Raw genomic sequence first — 20,475 nt, 5'->3', positions numbered from 1 at the left:
AGCTATCATACGGCTTCGGGAAAGCTAACGGAAAATTTCGCCGGAGAGTTATTCAAGAACAGGTATTTAGAACAAGAACAGCGCTGCCGTCACATGCATCCCGGCTAAACTGTTCTGCGATTCTGCAAAGTCGAGGCCGCTGCTGAACCTGCCACTCTGCGCCATCGGTCCAATGGGTGCGCGCATTAACTGTCGAGCGCTTCCAACTCGTCGATCAGGCCGCCGATCACGCCAAGCCCGATCTGCCAGAAGGCGGGGTCGGTGGCGTCGAGGCCGAAGGGCGCGAGAAGCTCCGAGTGATGCTTGGTGCCGCCGGCGCGCAACATCTCGAAATACTTATCCTGGAAGCCATGCTCAGCGTTCTGGTAGACCGCGTAGAGCGAGTTCACCAAGCAGTCGCCAAAGGCATAGGCGTAGACGTAGAAGGGGGAGTGGACGAAGTGCGGGATGTAGGTCCAGAAGACCTCATAGCCCTCGCGCAGCTTGATCGCCGGCCCCAGGCTTTCGGCCTGCACCTCGAGCCAGAACTGGCCGAGCTTGTCGGAGGTCAGTTCGCCGTTCTTGCGCTCTGCATGCACCTTGCGCTCGAACTCGTAGAAGGCGATCTGGCGCACGACCGTGTTGATCATGTCCTCGACCTTCTGGGCGAGCATCGCCTTGCGCTCGCGCTTGTCGGTGGTCTGGTCGAGCAGCGAACGGAAGGTCAGCATCTCGCCGAACACCGAGGCCGTCTCGGCCAAAGTCAGCGGCGTCGAAGCCATCAGCGCGCCCTGGCCGCCGGCCAGCACCTGATGCACGCCGTGGCCGAGCTCATGCGCCAGCGTCATCACATCGCGCGGCTTGCCCATGTAGTTGAGCAGCACGTAAGGGTGCGCCGAAGGCACGGTCGGATGGGCGAAGGCGCCGGGCGACTTGCCGGGCCTGACCGGCGCGTCGATCCAGTTGCGGTCGAAGAAGGTGCGGGCGATCTCCGCCATGTCGGGGGAAAAGCGCTGATAGGCCGACAGCACAGTGTTCCTGGCGTCGTCCCAAGGGATCACGGTCTGCGGCGTCTCGGGCAAGGGGGCGTTGCGGTCCCAGTGGTTCATCACCTCCATGCCGAGCCAGCGCGCCTTCATCGCGTAGTAGCGATGAGACAGGCGCGGATAGGCTTCGCGCACGGCCGACGCCAGCGCATCAACCACGCTGCGCTCGACGCGGTTGGCGAGATGGCGTGAATCGGCGATGTCCTCGAAGCCGCGCCAGCGGTCGGAAATCTCCTTGTCCTTGGCCAACGTGTTGGTGATCAGCGTGAAGGTGCGCAGGCTCTTGCGGAAGGTTGCGGCCAGCGCTTCGGAGGCGCGGCGGCGGACCTCCCCATCGGCGTCCTGGAGGCGGTTCAGCGCCGGCTCCAGCGTCAGTTCCTCGCCGTCTATGTCGAAGCGCAGATCGGTCATCGTCTCGTCGAACAGCCGGTTCCAGGCACCGCGTCCGGTGATCGATTTCTCATGGAACAGCTGCTCGACCCGGTCCTCGAGCTGGTAGGGCTTGTCCATTCTGAGGTCGAGCACCCAGGGGCGGTAATGGGCAAAGCCGGCGTCGGCGGCGAGGGCGGATTCGAGCGCCTTGTCATCGATCAGGTTCAGTTCCAGCGCGAAGAACAGAAGATGCGCGCTGGCGTCGGTCATCTTTTCCTGGATGTCGCCATAGAGCTTTGCGCGCTGCGGATCGGCGGTGTTGCCGGCATAGATCAGGCCGGCATAGGAGACGATGCGGCCGATCAGTTCCTCCAGCGCCTCATAGGCTGTCAGCGCCTCGCCAAGCCTGCCGGCGCTGCCGCGCTCGGCCTCCGCAGCCAGTGTGCCCTTCCAGCGGTTCTCGAAGGCGACGGCATCGGCCGCCGCCTTGGCAAGGTCGCGCTTCAGTTCGGGCGCTTCCATGCCGGAATAGAGGTCGGCGAGATTCCATTCCGGCAGGTCGCCGAGTTCCGCCGCGCCCTGACCGGACGCTACCGCCGCAAGCTGCCGACCGAGAATCCTGCTCATCAACAATTACCTTCTGGAATCAAGGGGAAAGGACAAGCCGGTCAAATCCTAAGGAATTCGTTCACCGGGTTTTTTGAAACCTTGTTTAGAACCCTGTGCCAAGATGATCCATGGGAATTTCCCAGGCGGGCAACTCAAATCAGTCATGACAGGTTCCATTCTTATAGTCGATGACGATCCCGTGCAGCGCCGGCTGCTCGAGGCGGCGGTGACGAAATTCGGCCACAGCGCCATCGTTGCCGATGGCGGCGAGGCCGGTCTGAGCGCGCTTGACGGACCCAATGCGAGGGATATTTCGGCAGTCATCCTCGACCTTGTCATGCCGGGCCTCGACGGCATCGGCGTGCTGAAGGCGATGCGCGAGCGCGGCATCACTGTTCCCGTCATCGTGCAGACTGCGCAGGGCGGCATCGAAACGGTGGTTTCGGCGATGCGCCACGGCGCCTTCGATTTTGTCGTCAAGCCGGCGTCTCCCGACCGGCTGCAGACCGCGGTCGGCAACGCGCTCAAGGTCGAGGCGGTCGAGGACGAGGTCAAGCGCACGTCGCGGCGTCGCGGCGGCCACCTGACCTTCAAGGACATGATCACGCACAGCCCGGCGATGGACCGGGTGATCCGCCTCGGCCAGAAGGCTGCGGCCTCCAACATCCCGATCCTGATCGAGGGCGAATCGGGCGTCGGCAAGGAATTGGTGGCGCGCGCCATCCAGGGCAGCGGCGAACGCCGCACAAAGCCGTTCGTCACCGTCAATTGCGGCGCCATCCCCGACAATCTGGTCGAATCGATCCTGTTCGGTCACGAAAAAGGTTCGTTCACCGGCGCCACCGAAAAGCACACCGGCAAGTTCGTCGAGGCGCATTCGGGCACCCTGTTCCTGGATGAGATCGGCGACCTGCCGCTCGACGTGCAGGTCAAGCTGTTGCGCGCCGTGCAGGATGGCGAGGTCGATCCGGTCGGCGGCCGTTCCACCGTCAGGGTCGACATCAGGCTGATCTCGGCCACGCACCGCAACCTTCTGCAGCAGGTCAAGGACGGCAAGTTTCGCGAGGACCTGTTCTACCGGCTCAACGTTTACCCGATCGTCGTGCCGCCGCTGCGCGACCGCCGCGACGACATCCCCTATCTGGTCAAGCATTTCATGGACAAGGTGGCGCCGGCGGGCAATCGCCTGCACGGCATCTCGGATGCCGCACTGGCCATGCTGCAGGCCTATGATTGGCCGGGAAACATCAGGCAGCTGGAAAACGCCGTGTTCAGGGCCTCGGTGCTTGCCGAAGGCGATGTGCTCACGACTGACGAATTTCCGCAGATCCGGGCGCAGGTCGACGGCACCGTCAATCTCGACGCCGATGCGTCCTTGTCGGACCCCGGCATGGCCTTGAGCACCGGATCGCAAGGCGATGGCGCGCAGACTGATGATGCCGGTACTGCAGCTGCCGAGCTCGCCCCTCCGGCCAGGTTGCTTCAGCGTTTCGGCACATTGAGGGCGCTGGACGAGCGTGGCAATGTGCGTGCGCTGGCCGATGTCGAACTCGAAATGATCAAGCTCGCCATCGACCATTACAACGGCCAGATGAGCGAGGTCGCACGGCGTCTCGGCATCGGCCGCTCGACGCTCTACCGCAAGCTCAAGGAATACGGCATCGACCCGGAAACCGGCCGCCTCGACCGCCTTGCCTCCTGAACGCCGAATTCCACAGCTTGCCAACGCAAGGCCGGGACCAGCTTGCCATGCCACATCCGGCGCTGCATAAGGGTTGGGGCGGGAATATGGCTGATGCGGACAGCGTTGTTCACGCATTAAGGCCAGCGGTAACAGATCGTGTAGCGGGAAAAGGCTGAATCTTGATCTAAACCAGCAGTTTACCAAGAAATCCTGTGTATTATTTTTGACGGGATATCGCCACGGTGTTACCGCATTTCGGCTTCAATAAGCGATGATTAACCATTAGGATCGATATTCGGATGTGAGAACCACGCATCCGTTTGGACAAATCCGGGGACAAACGGCAGCCTGCAAGGCCTTTTGATTTGAACAAAGTCGAACGACACAGAAACGGGCGGCGCGATCACATGGGCGTCTGGCCGAGATGGCTGGCAGCGTTGATCGTTGCGTTCGCTTTCCTCGCCGCAACTGCTGCCGGCGCCAGCGCTGAAACGCGCTCGCTCAAGCTCTATCACCTCCACACGCACGAAAAGGCCGAGATCGTCTACAAGCGCAATGGCCGCTACGATCCGGCAGGCCTCAGGAAGATCAACATCATCCTGCGCGACTGGCGTCGCAACGAACCGACCAAGATGGATCCGCGCCTGCTCGATCTGGTGTGGGAAGCTTACCGGCAGGCCGGCGCCACCGACTACATCCAGGTCGTTTGCGGCTATCGCTCGCCGTCGACCAATTCGATGCTGCGCAGCCGCAGCCGCGGTGTCGCCAAGGAAAGCCAGCATATGCTGGGCAAGGCGATGGATTTCTACATTCCGGGTGTGCCGCTGAAAAAGCTGCGCAACATCGGCCTGAAGATGCAGGGCGGCGGCGTCGGCTACTATCCGTCGTCGGGTTCGCCCTTCGTCCACATGGACGTCGGCAATGTGCGGCATTGGCCAGGCATCAGCCGCCAGGAACTGGTCAGCCTGTTCCCCAATGGCAAGACGCTGCATGTGCCGAGCGACGGCAGGCCGTTGCCGGGTTATGACCAGGCGCTCGCCTCCTACAAGGCGCGCAAGGGCGCCGGTTCTCCTGCCATCATGATGGCCAGCGCAGGCGGCAGCACCAAGAAATCCGGTGGCTTCCTGTCCGCGTTCTTTGGCGGTGGCGGTGAAGACGAAGCCGACGACAGCGCCGATGTCGCTACCGCCGCGCCGCCGCCGAGAAGCGTGAAGCCGGTGCTGGCTGCCACGAGCAACAACAACAGCAATCTGCCTGGCATCGCGATCGTGTCGCCGCAGAACGCCAAGCGCGCCAACATTCCGCAGCTTGCCGACGACAGCGCTGACGATTCGGAGCCGCAGGACACGCCGGAGACGATCATCGCCGCGCTGCCCGCCAAGGAAGTGCCGCTGCCCGCTTTCGCACCGCGGCCGAAGGCCGATGTCGGCGCGCAACAGCCTGAGACCGTGCCGTTCGGCGTGGCCGATGCCACCACCGAACAGACGGTGGCGACGGCGCAGGCGCCGGCCAATGTGCCGTTCGGCACGGCCGATGCGAGCAATGCCGACCAGGGAGCCGATCAAGCTGCCGCTCCGGCGCAGGTCGCGGTCAACGTCCCATTGCCGACCTGGCGTCCCGACCGCTCTTCGCCGCCGGCTGAGCTTGCGCCGCAGGACAAGGGCGTTCTGCTGGCGCTGGCCGATACGGCTGCCCACAAGCAGACCGCAACCGACGCGTTCTCGGTGCTGCCGTCGCAGCGTCCGGACGAGGTCAAGGCGGTTCTCGAACAGGCCAGCGCCGCCGATACAGCCGGTGCTACCGACGACTATCAGGTTGCGTCGCTCGAGCCTCGCTCGGCGTTCAACGATCCGTCAGGTGTCGATGCCGCATCGCCGCGCGGTGCTATTGCTGCCCGTCCCGCCGGTACCGATCCAGCCTCGGTGATCGGCGCCGGCGTCAAGACGACACGCAAGGAAGCCAGGGCTTCGGCCCGCGACCTGAAGCCAGGACCGAAGGCAGTGGTGGTGGCGGCCGAACCGCAGGCGGCCCGCTGGGCGCTGAGCAGCGGCGACAACATCGCCACCGTTTCCAGCCCGACGACAGCGCCGCGCTATGCCTACAACATCGTGCATACGCCGCCGAGCGAGGTCTACACCGCAGGCTTCCAGGCGGACAACCAGATGGCCGATGCCAACCGCTTCACCGGCAATGCCGTAAAATTCCTTTCGGTCGCCCGCTTCCAGACGAAGTAGGGCGTGACCCGGTCAATATCGAAATCGAAGCCGCGCTGGGCAAGCCGTGCGGCTTTTGCTTCTAGCGAGATATCGAGCACTGGCTTCCATCGCCACAGAATGCTAACCACCAAACTGCATTCCCGCTTCGTCTAATGGTAGGACAGCGCCCTTTGAAGGCGTGAATCGTGGTTCGAGCCCATGAGCGGGAACCAAAATCTCAACGCGTAGCAAACCCGGCGGCGCAGCTGGCGGGTTTTTGTGCCGAGTGCAGTTCCGGGAACACTGTGATTTTCCCGGGAAAGCGCGGAGCGCTTCCCTTGGGATTGCGCAAAGATAAAGTAGCGGAGGTTATTTTCCGAGCTTGCTCGCGGTCTGTGCGAGCGCCTCGATCTCATCCCACTTGCCGGCCTTGACCAACTCGTCCGGCGCCACCCACGAGCCGCCGACGCAGATAACGTTGGACAGGCTGAGATAGTCGGCCGCGTTCTTGGCCGAGATGCCGCCGGTCGGGCAGAATTTCACGTCGGCCAGCGGCGAGGCAAAGGCCTTCAGCGAGGCGATGCCGCCGGATTGTTCGGCCGGGAAGAATTTCAGGAACCGCAGGCCGGCCTCGCGGGCAGCCATGATCTCGCCGGGCGTGATGGCGCCGGGCAGCAAGGGAACGTCGCTGTCCTTGGCCGCCGCCAGCAACTCTCGCGTGATGCCGGGGCTGACGATGAATTTCGAGCCAGCGGCCGCTGCCTCGTCGAACTGCTTGGCATCGAGAATTGTGCCGGCGCCGACAATGGCGCCCTCGACCTCACCGGCGACGCGGCGGATCGCTTCCAGCGCATCGGCGGTTCTCAACGTGATCTCGATTGCCGGCAGGCCGCCGGCGGCCAGCGCCCGGGCGAGCGGGACGGCGTCCGCGACATTGGCGATCTTCAGCACCGGAATGACCGGCTGGCCATTGAGCAGCGACAGGAGCGTTTCGGTCTTGCTGAGCATTGGCTTGTCTCTCCCTAGGTGATTTCAACCGATTAGCAGAAGGCCGATTCCGAGTCCACGAAACCCGGCCTGCCGCGATGTCACATGTCGGCCAACGAGCCTGCGGGCGAATACCGACGAAGTGTCTTTAGCTCTGCCTTGAATCCGCTTTGACCACGGTCTAGTGGCTTGGCGATGACCAACCATGAACCCGTGCGCGTCGCCGCGCTCTACAAATTTGCGAGGCTGGGCGACTTCGAGGCGCTGCGGGTCTTGCGCACGCCGCTTGCCGCCTTCTGCTGCGGGCGCGGCATCAAGGGCTCATTGCTTCTGGCGCAGGAAGGTATTAACGGCACGGTCGCCGGCAGCGAAACCGACATAGCCGACCTGATCGCTTATCTCGAGGCCATCGAGGGTCTTGCCGATCTCGAGGTCAAATACAGCACTGCCGCCGAAATGCCGTTCCATCGCATGAAGGTGCGGCTGAAGCGCGAGATCGTCACCATGGGCGTCGAAGACCTCGACCCGGCGACGGGTGCGGGGACCTATGTCGCGCCGGCCGACTGGAACGCGCTGATCTCGGACCCCGGCACCATCGTCATCGACACACGCAACGCGTACGAAGTGTCGATAGGCACGTTCGAGGGCGCGGTGGACCCGCGCACGTCAAGCTTTCGCGAATTCCCGGCCTGGGTGGAAAAACACCGCGACCAACTCGACGGCCGCAAGGTCGCGATGTTCTGCACCGGCGGCATCCGCTGCGAAAAGGCGACGGCCTATGTGAAGTCGCTCGGCTTCAAGGATGTGTTCCATCTCAAGGGCGGCATCCTCAGATATCTTGAAGAGGTCCCGGCCGAAGACAGCCTGTGGCAGGGCGAGTGTTTCGTCTTCGACGAGCGGGTCTCGGTGTCGCATGGGTTGACCGAAGGCGAGGCCGAACTCTGCCGCGCCTGCCGGCATCCGCTGACGCCGGAGAACCGGCTGTCGCCGCATTTTTCCACCGGCGTGTCATGCCCGCATTGCTACGAGGCACGCTCGGATGAGGATCGCACCCGCTATGCCGAGCGCCAGCGCCAGGTCGAACTTGCGCAGGCGCAGGGCAGGGGACATATCGGCAGTTAAGTGCCGCCGACGCCCTGACTGGATCACCACACGACAGAATAGCGGTCGATCACCCACAGCCATGTGCCGTCGGCCTGCCGGCGCGCGACCTCTGAGGTTATCGAGCCGTCGGCAAGCCTGGTCGACGTCAACGCGAGGTCGCCGTTAATGGCCGCCGGGCGCTGCTCGCCGCGCTGGAATTTTCGCCAGCTCGCGGCAAAGGCTTCGAACAAAGCGCGGATCGCCTCATGGCCACGCGTCAATTCGGCTGCTCCGGTGTCGATGACGGCATCGGGTTCGAACAGCGCTACCATGCCCTCAATGTCCCCCGCCCATTGCCGGTCGATCAACAAACGTTCCAGATCCTGCGGATCGCGCGCCGGTTCCCGGCCAGGTTGATCGGTCACAGCAAGGTTCCTCCCTCGGCAATGCGGCGGCGACCTTAGCGCAAGCCGAGACCGGTATCGACACACGGATCACCGATTTGCGGCATTGCCGGCGCCGATAGCAAAGCGCGCCTCCGTCATTGTAATGTCAGTGTGCGGGACCTACGTCTGCAACGTCCAAAACCTGCCCGTCCACGTTGGTGCGGGCCCTTTTCTGGAGGCACCATGTTCGACCCCAAGAAGCTTCTCGACGATCTGCTCGGCTCGCAAGTTCCCGGCACAACCGGCACCGTTCGCGACAAGGCCGGGCAGGCTGTGCAGATGGCCAAGGACAATCCGCTGGCCGCCGGTGCGCTGGCCGCGGTGCTGCTTGGAACCGGCACGGGACGGCAGGTCACCGGCACGGCCGTGAAGCTCGGCGGACTGGCTGCGATCGGCGGTCTCGCCTACAAGGCCTACCAGAATTACAAGGCCGGCAATGCACCCGAGCAGGCGCCGGCGGCCGGCCAGCCGGAATTGCTGCCGCCGCCCGCCGACACCGGCTTTCATCCTTCACAGGCGCCACAGGGGGAGGACGAGTTCACGCTGACCCTGGTGCGGGCGATGATCTCGGCGGCCAAGGCCGATGGCCATGTCGATGACGCGGAACGCCAAAAGATCGCCGGCAAGCTCAGTCTGGCCGGCATCGGCACGGAAGCGGAAAAGTTTCTGATGGCCGAGCTGGATAGCCCGCTCGACCTCGATACGCTGGTCGCAGGCGCCAAGACCGATGAGCAGAGGCTCGAGCTCTACACGGCGTCGCGACTGACGATCGACCCCGATACGCGCGCCGAACGCGGCTATCTCGACCTGCTCGCCGGCCGGCTCGGCCTGCCGGATGCGCTCGTCGATCATGTCGAGGCGACGGTGTCGGCGGCCAAGGTGCCGGTTCCGTCAGGCACGGCGCCGAACCCGCGCTGGTAGACAACGCAGCCGCGGCGGGAAAAGCGTTAACTGCTCGTTTACCGAGGAAGCGCATGATTTTAGTCAGTCGGATCGGCTTTTCCTCCTCCCAAGCCCGGTTCAGATCAGGGGGCGGTCGCCAATGACCGCCCTTTTTGTCGGACCGATCACATAAAGCGCGTGGCGCTTCATGTTTTTGTCCTGATGCATGTCGTTCTCTCAGAACCGGGGCCACTTTTGAGCGACATGCATTAGTGTCCGACTTGCCATGATCGCCTTCATTTGCGATGGGTCGGTGCATTCGGATGCACCCCGATCTGTGCCGGGATGCGCGGCGCGCAGGAGCAAAATCCATGACAGCCTTCCCAGAGAAAACCGCCATCGTCACCGGCGCCGGCACCGGCATCGGCAAGAGCGTCGCCACGGCGCTGCTCAAGGCCGGCTGGAACACGGTGTTTTGCGGCCGCCGCAAAGCGGTGCTCGATGCCGCCATTACCGAGGCCGGGAAAACGGACGCCAAGGCGCTGGCGGTTGCCTGCGACATCAGCAAGGCCGGCGAAGTCGATGATCTGTTCGAGACGGTGGCCGCAGCCTTCGGCCGCGTCGACCTGCTCTTCAACAATGCCGGCATGAGCTACAAGTCGACGCCGATCGACGAGATCCCGGTCGAGGTCTGGAACGATATTGTCGGCGTCAATCTCACCGGATCGTTCCTGTGCGCCCGCGCCGCCTTCGGCGTCATGCGCAAGCAAAAGCCAATGGGCGGCCGCATCATCAACAATGGCTCGGTGTCGGCCTATGCGCCACGGCCGGGCTCGGTGCCCTACACCGCGACCAAGCACGCCATATCGGGGCTGACCAAGACGCTGGCGCTCGACGGCCGGCCCTATGACATCGCCTGCGGCCAGATCGACATAGGCAACGCGCTGACCGATATGGCGCATGCCATGACGGTCGGCGTGCCGCAGGCCAATGGCACCATCGCCGCCGAAGCGGTGATGGACGTCCAGCGCGTCGCCGACGCCGTCGTCCACATGGCCAGCCTGCCGCTCGATGCCAATGTGCTGTTCATGACGGTGATGGCGACCAAGATGCCGTTCGTGGGGCGTGGGTGAAGAGCCGAAGGCCTACCTCTTCAAAAACGACTCGATCCGCTCCAGCGCGCGCAAGATGTTCTCTTCGGAATTGGCGTAGGAGAGCCTGATGTAGCCTTCGCCGAGAATGCCGAAATCGGGGCCGCCGATCAGCGCCACGCCGGCCTCCTCGAGCAGTGCCGAGGCGAGCTTCTTGGCCTTCCAGCCGGTCTTCGAAACATTCGGGAAGGCATAGAATGCGCCCTTGGGCGTGATGCAGGAGACGCCGGGCAGCGCGTTCAGCCCCTCGACCACCATCTTCCTGCGGTTGTCGAAGGCGCACATCATCTTGTCGACATCGTCCTGCGGGCCGTCGATGGCGGCGATGCCGGCGAACTGGCTCGGCGCGTTGACGCAGGACCAGCAATTGACCGCCAGCTTGCGGACCTTGTCGTAGAGATGCCCGCCCTTGTCGCCATTCGGCCAGATCGACCAGCCCATGCGCCAGCCGGTCATCGCCCATGTCTTCGACCAGCCGTTGAGCACGATCAGCCGGTCGCGAATTTCCGGAAAATTGAGCAGCGAAAAATGCGTCTCGCCGTCATAGGTCATGACGTCGTAGATTTCGTCGGAGAGGATAGCGACCTGCGGATGCGCTTGCAGTCCCTTTACCAGCTTCTCGATCTCGGCGCGCGGCGTGACGCCGCCGGTCGGGTTGGCCGGTGAGTTGAGGATTAGCAGTCTGGTCTTCGACGTGATCAGCGCCAGCGTCTCTTCTGCCGAGAAGGCAAAGCCGTTCTCCTCGCGGATCGGCACCGGAATGGGCGCGGCGCCGGTGAACTCGATCATCGAGCGGTAGATCGGAAAGCCTGGGTCTGGATAGAGGATCTCGGCGCCGGGTTCGCCGAACATCAAGATGGCCGCGAACATGGTCGGCTTGCCGCCGGGCAGGATCATTACATTTTCCGGCGAGACCTCGACGCCGGTGGTGGTCAGCGTGCGCCGCACCACCGCTTCGCGCGTCGCCAGCAGGCCATTGGCCGGGGTGTAGCCATGGTGGCCGTCGCGCAGCGCCTTGATCGCGGCCTCGACAATGTGCTGCGGCGTTTTGAAGTCGGGCTGGCCGATGCCGAGGTTGACGATGTCGCGGCCCTGTTGAGCCAGTGCAGTCGCGCGCGCCAACACGGCAAAGGCGTTTTCCTCGCCGAGACGGTCGAAGGCCGAAATCGTGTGGAGCATTTTTCCCGTCCGTGTGGTTCTTGCTGTTAGGTCGCGTTTTTGTGAGCGTCTGCTCACAAAAGTCAAACGGATTGGAGTTTTGCGTGTCGGAAAATCTCAAAGATTGGCAAGCGCGTCCGCGGCCCGAGCGCAAGCCCATTGACGGCCGCTATGTCCGGCTCGAACCGCTGAGCGCCGAAAAGCACGGCGATGGGTTGTACGAGGCGTCGTCCGTGCCCGACATCGATGGACGCTTTGCCTGGCTGCCCGACTACCCGCCGCAAACCCGCGCCGATTTCCAGCCATGGCTGGACAAGGTCGAGGCGAGCGAGGACCCGCTGTTCTTCACCGTCATCGACAAGGCCAGCGGCAAGGTCGCCGGGCGACAGACGCTGATGCGCATCGATCCCACCTATGGCGTCATCGAGATCGGCAACATCTATTGGGGGCCGCTGATCTCGCGCAAGCCGGCAGCGACCGAGGCGCAGTTCCTGTTCATGAAGTATATTTTCGACGGGCTCGGCTATCGCCGCTACGAGTGGAAATGCAACAACCGCAACGAGCCGTCAAAGCGCGCGGCGGAACGGTTCGGCTTCAAGTTCGAGGGCATTTTCCGCCAGCATCTTGTGGTCAAGGGTGAAAACCGCGATACCGCATGGTACTCGATCATCGACAAGCAATGGCCGGCGCTGCGCAAAGCCTATGAGGCATGGCTCGATCCCGCCAATTTCGATGGCGAAGGCCGGCAGAAGCGGCGGCTCGAGGATTTCCGCGCCGAGTTCGGCGCGTAACAGGAGTTTTTTCCGATGGCGCACAGCCATGATCATGGTTCGCTTGCTGGGCATGGCGCCAGCCACCTGCATGGCTCGACCGACAAGAAGCGTGTGCTGATCGCAGCCTGCCTGACCGCCGGCTTCATGGTGGCCGAAGTGCTTGGCGGCCTTTTGACGGGATCACTGGCGCTGCTGGCCGACGCCGGCCACATGCTCGCCGACTCGATCGCGCTTGGCCTTGCCTGGTACGCCTTCCATCTTGGCGGACGGCCGGCGACAGTGCGCCTGACCTATGGTTTCGGCCGGGTCAAGACGCTGGTCGCCTACACCAACGGCATCGCCATCTTCGCCATTGCTTTGTGGATCGTCTACGAAGCCTGGGGCCGGCTGATGACGCCGGCGCCGGTGCTGGGCGGGCCGATGCTGGTGGTGGCGATCGCCGGCCTTCTGGTAAACTTCGCCTCGTTCTTCGTGCTGCATGGCGGCGACCACGACAGCCTCAACATGCGCGGCGCCATCCTGCATGTGCTGGGCGACCTGCTCGGTTCGGCGGCGGCGATCGTGGCGGCGCTGGTCATCCTGGCCACCGGCTGGACGCCGATCGACCCGATTCTGTCGGTGCTGGTCTCGGTGTTGATCCTGTCCACCGCATGGTCGCTGATGCGCGAAGCCGCCCACGTCCTTCTCGAAGGCGTACCGGCAAGCCTCGACCGCGACATCATCGCCAAGGACATTGCCGGCACCGTCAAGGGCGTGCGCGAAGTGCACCATATGCATGTCTGGTCGCTGGACGGCTCCAGCAACATGGCGACGCTGCATGCCTGCCTCAACGATGGCGTCGATCCGCACCAGGCGGTCAGCGCCATCAAGAAGCGGCTCGCCGCCGAACACGGCATCAGCCACGCGACGGTCGAACCGGAATTCGGCCAGTGCGCCGACAGCCATGACGAGCACGATCATGACCACGACCATGGTGCGCCACCGCATCACGGCCATTATCACTGACAGGGAATTTCATGGCATTGGCATCCGAGTTGACGAGTTCCCGCTGTGGCGGGACGGCATGATGGATCGCGACACGCGAAACGCGCTGATTGCCGCAGCCTGGATCATGCTGCTGTTCGGCATCGCGGCGTTCTATCTGCCGACGGTGATGCTGGCTGTCGGCAATATCTCGACCGTACTTGCCGGCATCGTCGGCATCGCCTTCGTGCTGGCATTCTTTCTGGTGTTCTGGTTGCGGGGTCGCAGCCAGAACAAGGGCAAATAAGAGGCTTTGAAATGCGCATCCTGATTACTGGCGCCGCCGGCATGGTCGGCCGCAAACTTGTCGACCGGCTGGCCAAGGACGGCACGCTCAACGGCCGCAAGATCACCGGGCTCGACCTGCACGACATCGTGCCGCCGCAGGCGCCGGCGATGGACGGCGTCAGCATCGCCACGCATACCGGCGACCTTGCCGACGCCGGTGCTGCCGAGAGCCTGGTGGCGTCACGCCCCGACGTCATGTTCCATCTCGCCGGCATCGTGTCGGGTGAGGCGGAAGCCAATTTCGATCTCGGCTACCGCGTCAACCTCGACGGCACACGGGCGCTGTTCGACGCCGTGCGGCTGGCAGACTTTGCGCCGCGCCTCGTCTTCACCTCGTCGATCGCGGTGTTCGGCGCGCCGTTCCCCGATGTCATCCCGGACGACTTTCATCCGACGCCGCTGACCTCCTACGGCACGCAGAAGCAGATGAGCGAAGCGCTGCTGGCCGACTATTCCAGGCGCGGCTTCTTCGACGGCATCGGCATAAGGCTGCCGACCATCTGCGTGCGGCCCGGCAAGCCGAACAAGGCGGCGTCAGGTTTCTTCTCCGGTATCATCCGCGAGCCGCTGAGCGGCCACGAGGCGATCCTGCCGGTGCCGCGCTCGGTGCTGCACACCCATGCCAGCCCGCGCTCTGCGGTCGGTTTCCTGATCCATGCCGCCGGGCTCGACGGTGCCGCTGTCGGGCCGCGCCGCAACCTCACCATGCCCGGCGTTGCCGTCACCGTCGGCGAGCAGATCGAGGCGCTGGAGCGCACTGCAGGCGCCGAGGTGGCGAGCCTGATCCGCGAGGAGCTCGACGAAACGATCTGGGCGATCGTCAAGGGTTGGCCGACGCGCTTCGAGGCGCGCCGTGCAAGGGACCTCGGCTTCAGCGCCGAAAACAGTTTCGATGAAATCATCCGCGCTCATATCGAGGATGAGCTGGGCGGAATGATCGCGGGTCAGGCCTGACCCGCCGAGGTCACACAGCTCCGGACAGGCTCGCCGACAACAGCAACAGCCCGAACAGGAAGACGAAGGCGGCGCCGCCGATTTCGACGACTGTGTGGATGCGGTTGCCCATGCGGCCGTCGCCGGCGAAATAGACCGCCCAGTTCTTGGCGGTGACTGCGATCGTTGCCAGCGCCGAGACTGTGATGGCGGTTCCAATCGACATCGCCAGCACCGACAGCAGGCCGCCGAGCCACAGGCCGTTGAGCAAAGCGAAGCTCAGCACAATCAGCGCGCCGGAGCAGGGGCGGATGCCGACGGCGGCTACAGCCGACCAGGCCGTGCGCCAGTCGAAGCGGTCGCCCGACAGCAGCGCCGGATCGGGCCCATGTGAGTGGCCGCACGTATCACAGACCTCGCCGGCTGGGTGATCGTGAGCGGCGTGATCGTGATGAGCGTGGTCGTGATGGGAATGATCGTGTGTGTCGTGGTCGTGCGCAGCGTGATCGTGATGATCATGCGAATGGTCGTGATGCACATGCAAGGCATGCGAATGCGCATGCGCCGCGTGGCTGTGAGCGGCATGCGAATGGCCGCCATGGGAATGACCGGCGTGGGCTGCCGACAGGCTGTAGGCGGGCGCCTTGCCGAACCAGCGCAGGACCGTAGGCCTGAGCTTGCGCCACAGCAGCCAGGCGCCGAACAAAGTGACGAAGACATAGCTCATGATCTCCATGAACCAGGCTGCGTCGGTCATCGAGATGGCGGTGCCGCGCAGGACGAAATAGGCAAGCAGCATCACCAGGATCGCGGTCAGGCCCTGCAGCAGCGCCGAGACGAAGGACAGCAGGATACCGCGCCTGAGCGCCACTTCATTGGCCACCATGTAGGACGAGATCACCGCCTTGCCGTGGCCGGGGCCGGCGGCGTGGAAAATGCCGTAGGCGAAGGACAGGCCGATCAGCAGCCACATCTTGCTGCCGTCCTCGCGCATTGCTTTCATCGCCGTGGCCAATGCGCGGTAGAATTCCTGCTGGCGCAGATTGATCCACATCAGGATATGGGCGAACGAGCCGGTGGTGGGCGCCATGCCGTCATTGACACCGATGCCGAGTGAGCTCTGGGCATGGGCCTGCCCGAGAAAGTGCGTCATCAGCAGGGCAGCGGCCACGAGGCCGAATGCCAAACGCAGGGACGGTTTCATCACCGGATCTATCCTTCTGGCGGGCAATTCAGTTCGAGCTTGGTGGCGAAGATCTTGCTCATGTCGGTGCCTGTCGGGTCGTTGAAGAACGCGTCCGTCAGGGTCTTCTGGTTTTCCTTGATCGCCTCGTCTGGATCAGGCCGGATGACGCTCTTGGTGCAGTTCGAGGGCAGGCCTTCCACCGTGATGTTGCTATCCTCGGTGAAGTCGATCGCTGTGTAGAAGGTTGGATCGTAGACGCCGAAATCGATCTTGCCGGCGAGCTTGATCGGCACCTTGGGTTCGGATTCGAACAGGATGATCAGCTGGTCGTTTTCGAAATTGGCCATAAGATGCGGTGGCGGCGTCATCGGCACGTCCTTGCCGTCGACGGTGACGAGCTGGAAATAATTGAACTCGGCCAGCGAGGCATGAACGGTGTCGGCGACATCCTTCAGCTCCTTGTCGTCAAGCTTCAGGTCGGAGTTCTTGTCGAACTCCATCATCACCGTACTCGAAAACAGATCATCGAAACGCCAGAGGTGGCGCAGCGCTTTCACACTTTGGTGATCCGGCGAGAGGATCACGTCGAGGCGGGCCTCGGCGAAGACATGAGGATGCGCGCCAGCCGCTCCGACGGAGGCAAAAGTCGTCGCCAGGGCCGAAGCCAGCATGATTGCGTGCCGTTTCAGATGCATTCTCGGTCGCTGTTCCATCGGCCTCGGAGAGATTTCGAGAGGTTACCAGAAACGGGGCGAAATTGGGACCGCGGCACGGCAGGACCGGCTCAAGCGCTCTCGCGGTTCTTGAACCATTGCACCAGGAAATCGACGAAGACACGGACCTTGGCCGGCAGATAGCGACGGTGCGGGTAGACGGCGAAAATGCCGCTGCCCGACTGGATGCGGTCGTCGAGCAACGACACCAGCAGCCCGGATGCGAGGTCGGGCGCGGCGATGAAATCCGGCAGGATGGTGAAGCCCAGACCGGACACGGCGGCGGCTCGCGCGGCCATCGGGCTGTTGACCTCGATCGGACCCGATACGTTGACACTGACTGACTCCTCGCCATCGCCCCTGAAGCGCCAGTTGGCAAGCGAGCGGCCATTGGTGTCGACGATGCAGGGCAAGTTGGCGAGATCCTGCGGGCGCGTCGGCTTGCCGTGCTTGGCGATCAGCTCCGGCGAGGCGCAAAGCTTGATCGAAAACGGCCCCAGGCGGCGGGCGATCAGCGATGAGTTCTCCAGGCGCGAGATGCGCACGGCAAGATCGAAACCTTCCTCGACCAGATCGACAAAACGGTCGTCGAGATGGATGTCGAGCACGATGTCGGGATGCTGTTTGGCGAAGTCGATGAGCGATTGGCCTATCGGCGCGTCGGCGAAGGTGCGCGCCGCCGACAGCTTGATCCTGCCGCGCACGTCGCCGGAGGATTCGCGCACGGCGTCGGCCAGGCTGTCGACCTCGCGCACGATTTCCGAAGCGCGGCTGTAATAGGTATGGCCGGCCTCGGTCAACGAGAACTGCCGCGTGGTGCGGTTGAGCAGCAGCGCGCCGAGTTCGTCCTCGAGTTCGCGCACATATTTCGACAGCAGCGCCTTGGAGCGACCGATCTTGCGCGCGGCCGCCGAAAAGCCTTCGGCCTCGACGACGTCGATGAAGGCGCGCATGCGGGTCAGTGTATCCATCATCAGGCCTTTCGTGCCGCATCGAGAATTCGCCGGCCGAGCCGTATCAGGGCAATGTCGCTGCCGGGAGGGCCGAGCAGCGAGAGGCCGAAAGGGGCACCGTCAACCGAGCCCAGCGGCAGGGTGATTTGCGGAAAGCCTGAAAGACCCGAAAGGCACAAAAGATGCAAGGCCCTTTCGCGGTAGGCCTGGAGCTGCTGCGGCTCGCTTTTGACCAGAGGTGCGGGGCCTGGAACGGTGGGCAGGACAAGAAACCCGTCCTGGCCGAGCAGCGCGGCTAGCTCGGAGCGGAAGGTCAGGCGGCGCACCGCCTCGGCCCGCGCGGTCTTTTCGTCGATTGTCCTGCCGAAACCAAAGCGCTCCTCGACGCCCGGCCCGAGATCGCGCTCGCCCGAAATGATCCAGGCGCCATGCTGCTGCCAGGCCTCGGCGGCCTGGAGGCGGCGAAAGCACCAGTAGAGCTCGTCGGGGAAGGAGGCGAAGGTGTATTCCACCGGCGCCGGCTCGCCGACAAGGCCGGCCGCCAGCGCTCTCATCCTGGCGTATTCGGCTGCCTCGGCGGGGCCGGCCACGAAAGCGTCCAGCCAGCGGATCGAAAGCGGCCGGGTGAGCGGATACGGATGCGGGTCGCGGCCGAGCAGCAATTTGCCGATTGTCTCATATGTCTCGATGTCGTCGGCGAACCAACCGAATGTGTCGAAGCTCGGCGCCAGCTTCATCGTGCCTTCAAGCGAAATGCGGCCATGCGTGGTGCGCAGCCCGATCAACCCGCAAAAGCTCGCCGGGGCACGGATCGAGCCGCCGGTATCGGAGCCGGTGGCGATATCGGCAAGCTTGTCGGCCACCGCCGCCGCCGATCCGGAGGACGAGCCGCCGGTGACGCGATCGGGAGCGGCCGGGTTCACCGGAAACGGAAAATGCGCGTTCTGGCCCATCAGCGAGAAAGCGAACTCGTCGGTCTGCGTCTTGCCGATGAAGCGCGCGCCGGCGTCGAGAATCATCTGCACGGCCGGTGCCGTGCTGGACGCGGCATGCGCCTCGTCGAACTTCACCGGATTGCCGCAACCGGTGCGGTAGCCGGCGACGTCGTAAATGTCCTTTACCGCCAGCCTGAGCCCGGCCAGCGGCCCCAGTTCCGCATTGGCGACCGGCATGCGGCGCAGGTCGAGAAAGGCGTTGAGCGGGCCGTGCGTGCCTGGCATCGTTCGATATCCGTACACAGTAGGCCCAGCATTGTTCGATGCCGGAAATTTTACAACCTGGGATACGATTTTTATTGATTGTGAAATCTTTCGATCTTATATCGCGCTTGCCCAAAGTCGCACGTGCCTGTGGGTGTCCGCCGATCCTCGAATGGTGAGGGAAATCGGTAAGGTAACTGGAGCTAACCCCTCCAGTCGGTCTAGCGGCCAACCGCCAGCCCGAGGACACCTTGAAGCAACGACGGTGCGGGCCTTTCTGGTGTTCTGCCGGTCGTCCAAAGACCGGGGTTACTGAAGAGGCACACCTTCATTGCCGGCAGTGCGGACGGGTCTCCCATCCAAGCCAAGGCAGACAAAGCGAACCGAGGCCGGGCAAGGCCAAGGTTCACCGCCGCGAGATGGCGTTTCATGGTTCCGGGGTCTCCACCGGCTGGTTCCATGGATTTCCGTCCCGCCTTTGTTTGACCGCGTGTTCGCGAGGCCGAAAGCCCCGCGTCCGCAGCCTTATTGCGCGCCGCAAGGCGTTAATGGAGAGACCCCGATGGCCACCCAGCGCATCCTCGACTTCCTCGCCACCCGACGTCCGTCCGGCCCCTGCCTCGTCGTCGACCTCGATGTCGTGCGCGACAATTTTCGCGCCTTCGAAAAGGCGCTGCCCGATTCCCGGATCTACTATGCGGTGAAAGCAAATCCGGCGCCGGAAATCCTGCGCCTGCTTGCTGCGATGGGCTCGTCCTTCGACACCGCTTCCGTTGCCGAGGTCGAGATGGCGATGGACGCCGGTGCGCCGGCGGACCGTATCTCCTTCGGCAACACCATCAAGAAGGAGCGTGACATTGCACGCGCCTACCAGCTCGGCATTCGGCTGTTTGCCGTCGATTGCGTCGAGGAAGTCGACAAGATCGCCCGCGTCGCTCCCGGCGCCCGCGTGTTCTGCCGCGTGCTGACCGACGGCGAAGGCGCCGAGTGGCCGCTGTCGCGCAAGTTCGGCTGCGTGCCGGCGATGGCCGTCGACGTGCTGCGCCATGCCAGGACGCTCGGCCTCGACGCCTATGGCGTGTCGTTCCATGTCGGCTCGCAGCAGACCGACCTGACGGCGTGGGACCGTGCGCTGGCCGACGCCAAGAAGGTGTTCGCCACGCTCGCCGATGAAGGCATCGTCCTCAAGATGGTCAATATGGGCGGCGGTTTCCCGACGCGCTATCTGCGTGACGTGCCGGCGGCCCAGGCCTATGGCCAGGCCATCTTCGCGGCGCTGCGCAAGCATTTCGGCAATGCGATCCCTGAGACCATCATCGAGCCGGGTCGCGGCATGGTCGGCAATGCCGGCGTCATCAAGTCGGAAGTCGTGCTGATCTCGAAGAAGGCCGAAAACGACAATGTGCGCTGGGTGTTCCTCGACATCGGCAAGTTCGGCGGTCTGGCCGAGACGATGGACGAGGCGATCCGCTATCCGATCGTCACCCGCCATGACGGTTCGGAGACCGCACCTTGCGTGCTCGCCGGCCCGACCTGCGATTCGGCCGACGTGATGTACGAGAAGACGCCGTATCCGCTGCCTCTGTCGCTGACCATCGGCGACGATGTGCTGATCGAAGGCACCGGCGCCTACACGACCACCTACTCGGCGGTCGCCTTCAACGGCTTCGAGCCTCTCCGATCCTACGTGATCTGACGGCTTCGGCCTTCAGATCACCCCAGGCGGACGTTTGCGTCCGCCCGGGTTCGCCTGTGGAACAAGCTCCGCTCGTGAAGGATCGCGGAAATGGACATTGTAAATTACATTGACGGCAT

At 63.7% G+C, this 20,475-nt stretch carries 18 protein-coding genes and 1 tRNA gene; 11 read left to right on the top strand and 8 right to left on the bottom strand.

Translation table 11 applies throughout. The annotated features are described in order from the left end of the window. Nucleotides 1-185: 185 nt before the first annotated feature. Complete coding sequence (locus ACYG9V_RS29045; RefSeq protein ID WP_352762493.1) at nucleotides 186-2,024, bottom strand: M3 family oligoendopeptidase; 1,839 nt, start codon at nucleotides 2,022-2,024, stop codon at nucleotides 186-188. Nucleotides 2,025-2,169: 145 nt separating this feature from the next. Here ACYG9V_RS29045 and ACYG9V_RS29040 point away from each other — a divergent pair, with 145 nt between their 5' ends. The 3 genes from ACYG9V_RS29040 (at nucleotide 2,170) to ACYG9V_RS29030 (ending at nucleotide 6,118) form a co-directional block, all read left to right on the top strand. Then, on the top strand, nucleotides 2,170-3,708 hold the full coding sequence (locus ACYG9V_RS29040; RefSeq protein WP_023671940.1) for a sigma-54-dependent transcriptional regulator: 1,539 nt from the start codon (nucleotides 2,170-2,172) through the stop codon (nucleotides 3,706-3,708). Nucleotides 3,709-4,097: 389 nt separating this feature from the next. After that, nucleotides 4,098-5,924, top strand: a complete 1,827-nt coding sequence (locus tag ACYG9V_RS29035) for a DUF882 domain-containing protein (RefSeq protein ID WP_023728404.1) — start codon at nucleotides 4,098-4,100, stop codon at nucleotides 5,922-5,924. A 120-nt stretch (nucleotides 5,925-6,044) separates the two neighbouring features. Further along, a tRNA-Gln gene (locus ACYG9V_RS29030) sits at nucleotides 6,045-6,118 on the top strand. 136 nt (nucleotides 6,119-6,254) lie between these two features. Here the strand turns inward: ACYG9V_RS29030 and ACYG9V_RS29025 are convergent. Continuing rightward, complete coding sequence (locus tag ACYG9V_RS29025; protein ID WP_023701045.1) at nucleotides 6,255-6,893, bottom strand: 2-dehydro-3-deoxy-phosphogluconate aldolase; 639 nt, start codon at nucleotides 6,891-6,893, stop codon at nucleotides 6,255-6,257. A gap of 174 nt (nucleotides 6,894-7,067) precedes the next feature. Here ACYG9V_RS29025 and trhO point away from each other — a divergent pair, with 174 nt between their 5' ends. Then, on the top strand, nucleotides 7,068-7,994 hold the full coding sequence (gene trhO / locus ACYG9V_RS29020; RefSeq protein WP_023751322.1) for an oxygen-dependent tRNA uridine(34) hydroxylase TrhO: 927 nt from the start codon (nucleotides 7,068-7,070) through the stop codon (nucleotides 7,992-7,994). Between the two features lie 23 nt (nucleotides 7,995-8,017). On the opposite strand, the gene ACYG9V_RS29015 is transcribed toward trhO, so the two are convergent. Beyond that, nucleotides 8,018-8,380 carry a YybH family protein gene (locus ACYG9V_RS29015; RefSeq protein WP_352510390.1) on the bottom strand — a complete coding sequence of 121 codons (363 nt, stop codon included), beginning with the start codon at nucleotides 8,378-8,380 and terminating at the stop codon, nucleotides 8,018-8,020. Between the two features lie 204 nt (nucleotides 8,381-8,584). On the opposite strand from ACYG9V_RS29015, the gene ACYG9V_RS29010 reads away from it, so the two are divergent. Then, on the top strand, nucleotides 8,585-9,322 hold the full coding sequence (locus ACYG9V_RS29010) for a tellurite resistance TerB family protein (RefSeq protein ID WP_023671935.1): 738 nt from the start codon (nucleotides 8,585-8,587) through the stop codon (nucleotides 9,320-9,322). A gap of 332 nt (nucleotides 9,323-9,654) precedes the next feature. Continuing rightward, nucleotides 9,655-10,416 (top strand): SDR family oxidoreductase, encoded by a 762-nt coding sequence (locus tag ACYG9V_RS29005; RefSeq protein ID WP_352762491.1) that lies wholly within the window; start codon nucleotides 9,655-9,657, stop codon nucleotides 10,414-10,416. Between the two features lie 12 nt (nucleotides 10,417-10,428). On the opposite strand, the gene ACYG9V_RS29000 is transcribed toward ACYG9V_RS29005, so the two are convergent. Continuing rightward, the gene (locus tag ACYG9V_RS29000) at nucleotides 10,429-11,613 is read right to left on the bottom strand and encodes a pyridoxal phosphate-dependent aminotransferase (protein ID WP_023683265.1); all 1,185 of its coding nucleotides are present in this window, start codon (nucleotides 11,611-11,613) and stop codon (nucleotides 10,429-10,431) included. 83 nt (nucleotides 11,614-11,696) lie between these two features. Between ACYG9V_RS29000 and ACYG9V_RS28995 the strand changes: the two genes are divergently transcribed. The 4 genes from ACYG9V_RS28995 to denD are packed head-to-tail and all read left to right on the top strand — an operon-like array spanning nucleotide 11,697 to nucleotide 14,630. Next, entirely contained in the window at nucleotides 11,697-12,383 is a 687-nt protein-coding gene (locus tag ACYG9V_RS28995; RefSeq protein ID WP_023683266.1) for a GNAT family N-acetyltransferase, read from the top strand. Between the two features lie 15 nt (nucleotides 12,384-12,398). Continuing rightward, on the top strand, nucleotides 12,399-13,370 hold the full coding sequence (locus ACYG9V_RS28990) for a cation diffusion facilitator family transporter (protein ID WP_023683267.1): 972 nt from the start codon (nucleotides 12,399-12,401) through the stop codon (nucleotides 13,368-13,370). Nucleotides 13,371-13,428: 58 nt separating this feature from the next. Further along, nucleotides 13,429-13,635: a hypothetical protein gene (locus ACYG9V_RS28985; protein ID WP_023683268.1), complete on the top strand. Its 207-nt coding sequence runs from the start codon at nucleotides 13,429-13,431 to the stop codon at nucleotides 13,633-13,635. Nucleotides 13,636-13,646: 11 nt separating this feature from the next. After that, complete coding sequence (gene denD / locus ACYG9V_RS28980; RefSeq protein ID WP_023701052.1) at nucleotides 13,647-14,630, top strand: D-erythronate dehydrogenase; 984 nt, start codon at nucleotides 13,647-13,649, stop codon at nucleotides 14,628-14,630. A 10-nt stretch (nucleotides 14,631-14,640) separates the two neighbouring features. Here the strand turns inward: denD and ACYG9V_RS28975 are convergent, their stop codons facing one another. The 4 genes from ACYG9V_RS28975 to ACYG9V_RS28960 form a co-directional block, all read right to left on the bottom strand. Further along, nucleotides 14,641-15,813: a nickel/cobalt transporter gene (locus ACYG9V_RS28975; protein ID WP_460222080.1), complete on the bottom strand. Its 1,173-nt coding sequence runs from the start codon at nucleotides 15,811-15,813 to the stop codon at nucleotides 14,641-14,643. Nucleotides 15,814-15,821: 8 nt separating this feature from the next. Next, entirely contained in the window at nucleotides 15,822-16,490 is a 669-nt protein-coding gene (locus tag ACYG9V_RS28970) for a DUF1007 family protein (RefSeq protein ID WP_023725173.1), read from the bottom strand. 89 nt (nucleotides 16,491-16,579) lie between these two features. Next, nucleotides 16,580-17,479: a LysR family transcriptional regulator gene (locus ACYG9V_RS28965; protein ID WP_023671925.1), complete on the bottom strand. Its 900-nt coding sequence runs from the start codon at nucleotides 17,477-17,479 to the stop codon at nucleotides 16,580-16,582. Between the two features lie 2 nt (nucleotides 17,480-17,481). Beyond that, the gene (locus ACYG9V_RS28960; RefSeq protein WP_023725171.1) at nucleotides 17,482-18,681 is read right to left on the bottom strand and encodes an amidase; all 1,200 of its coding nucleotides are present in this window, start codon (nucleotides 18,679-18,681) and stop codon (nucleotides 17,482-17,484) included. Between the two features lie 541 nt (nucleotides 18,682-19,222). On the opposite strand from ACYG9V_RS28960, the gene odc2 reads away from it, so the two are divergent. Next, a complete protein-coding gene (odc2, locus tag ACYG9V_RS28955) occupies nucleotides 19,223-20,356 on the top strand; it encodes an ornithine/lysine decarboxylase (RefSeq protein WP_352762489.1) in 1,134 nt (377 codons plus the stop codon). The last annotated feature ends 119 nt before the right edge of the window (nucleotides 20,357-20,475 follow it).

The organism is Mesorhizobium sp. W016, assembly GCF_054719485.1.
This window is presented reverse-complemented; position numbering and strand designations above follow the sequence as displayed.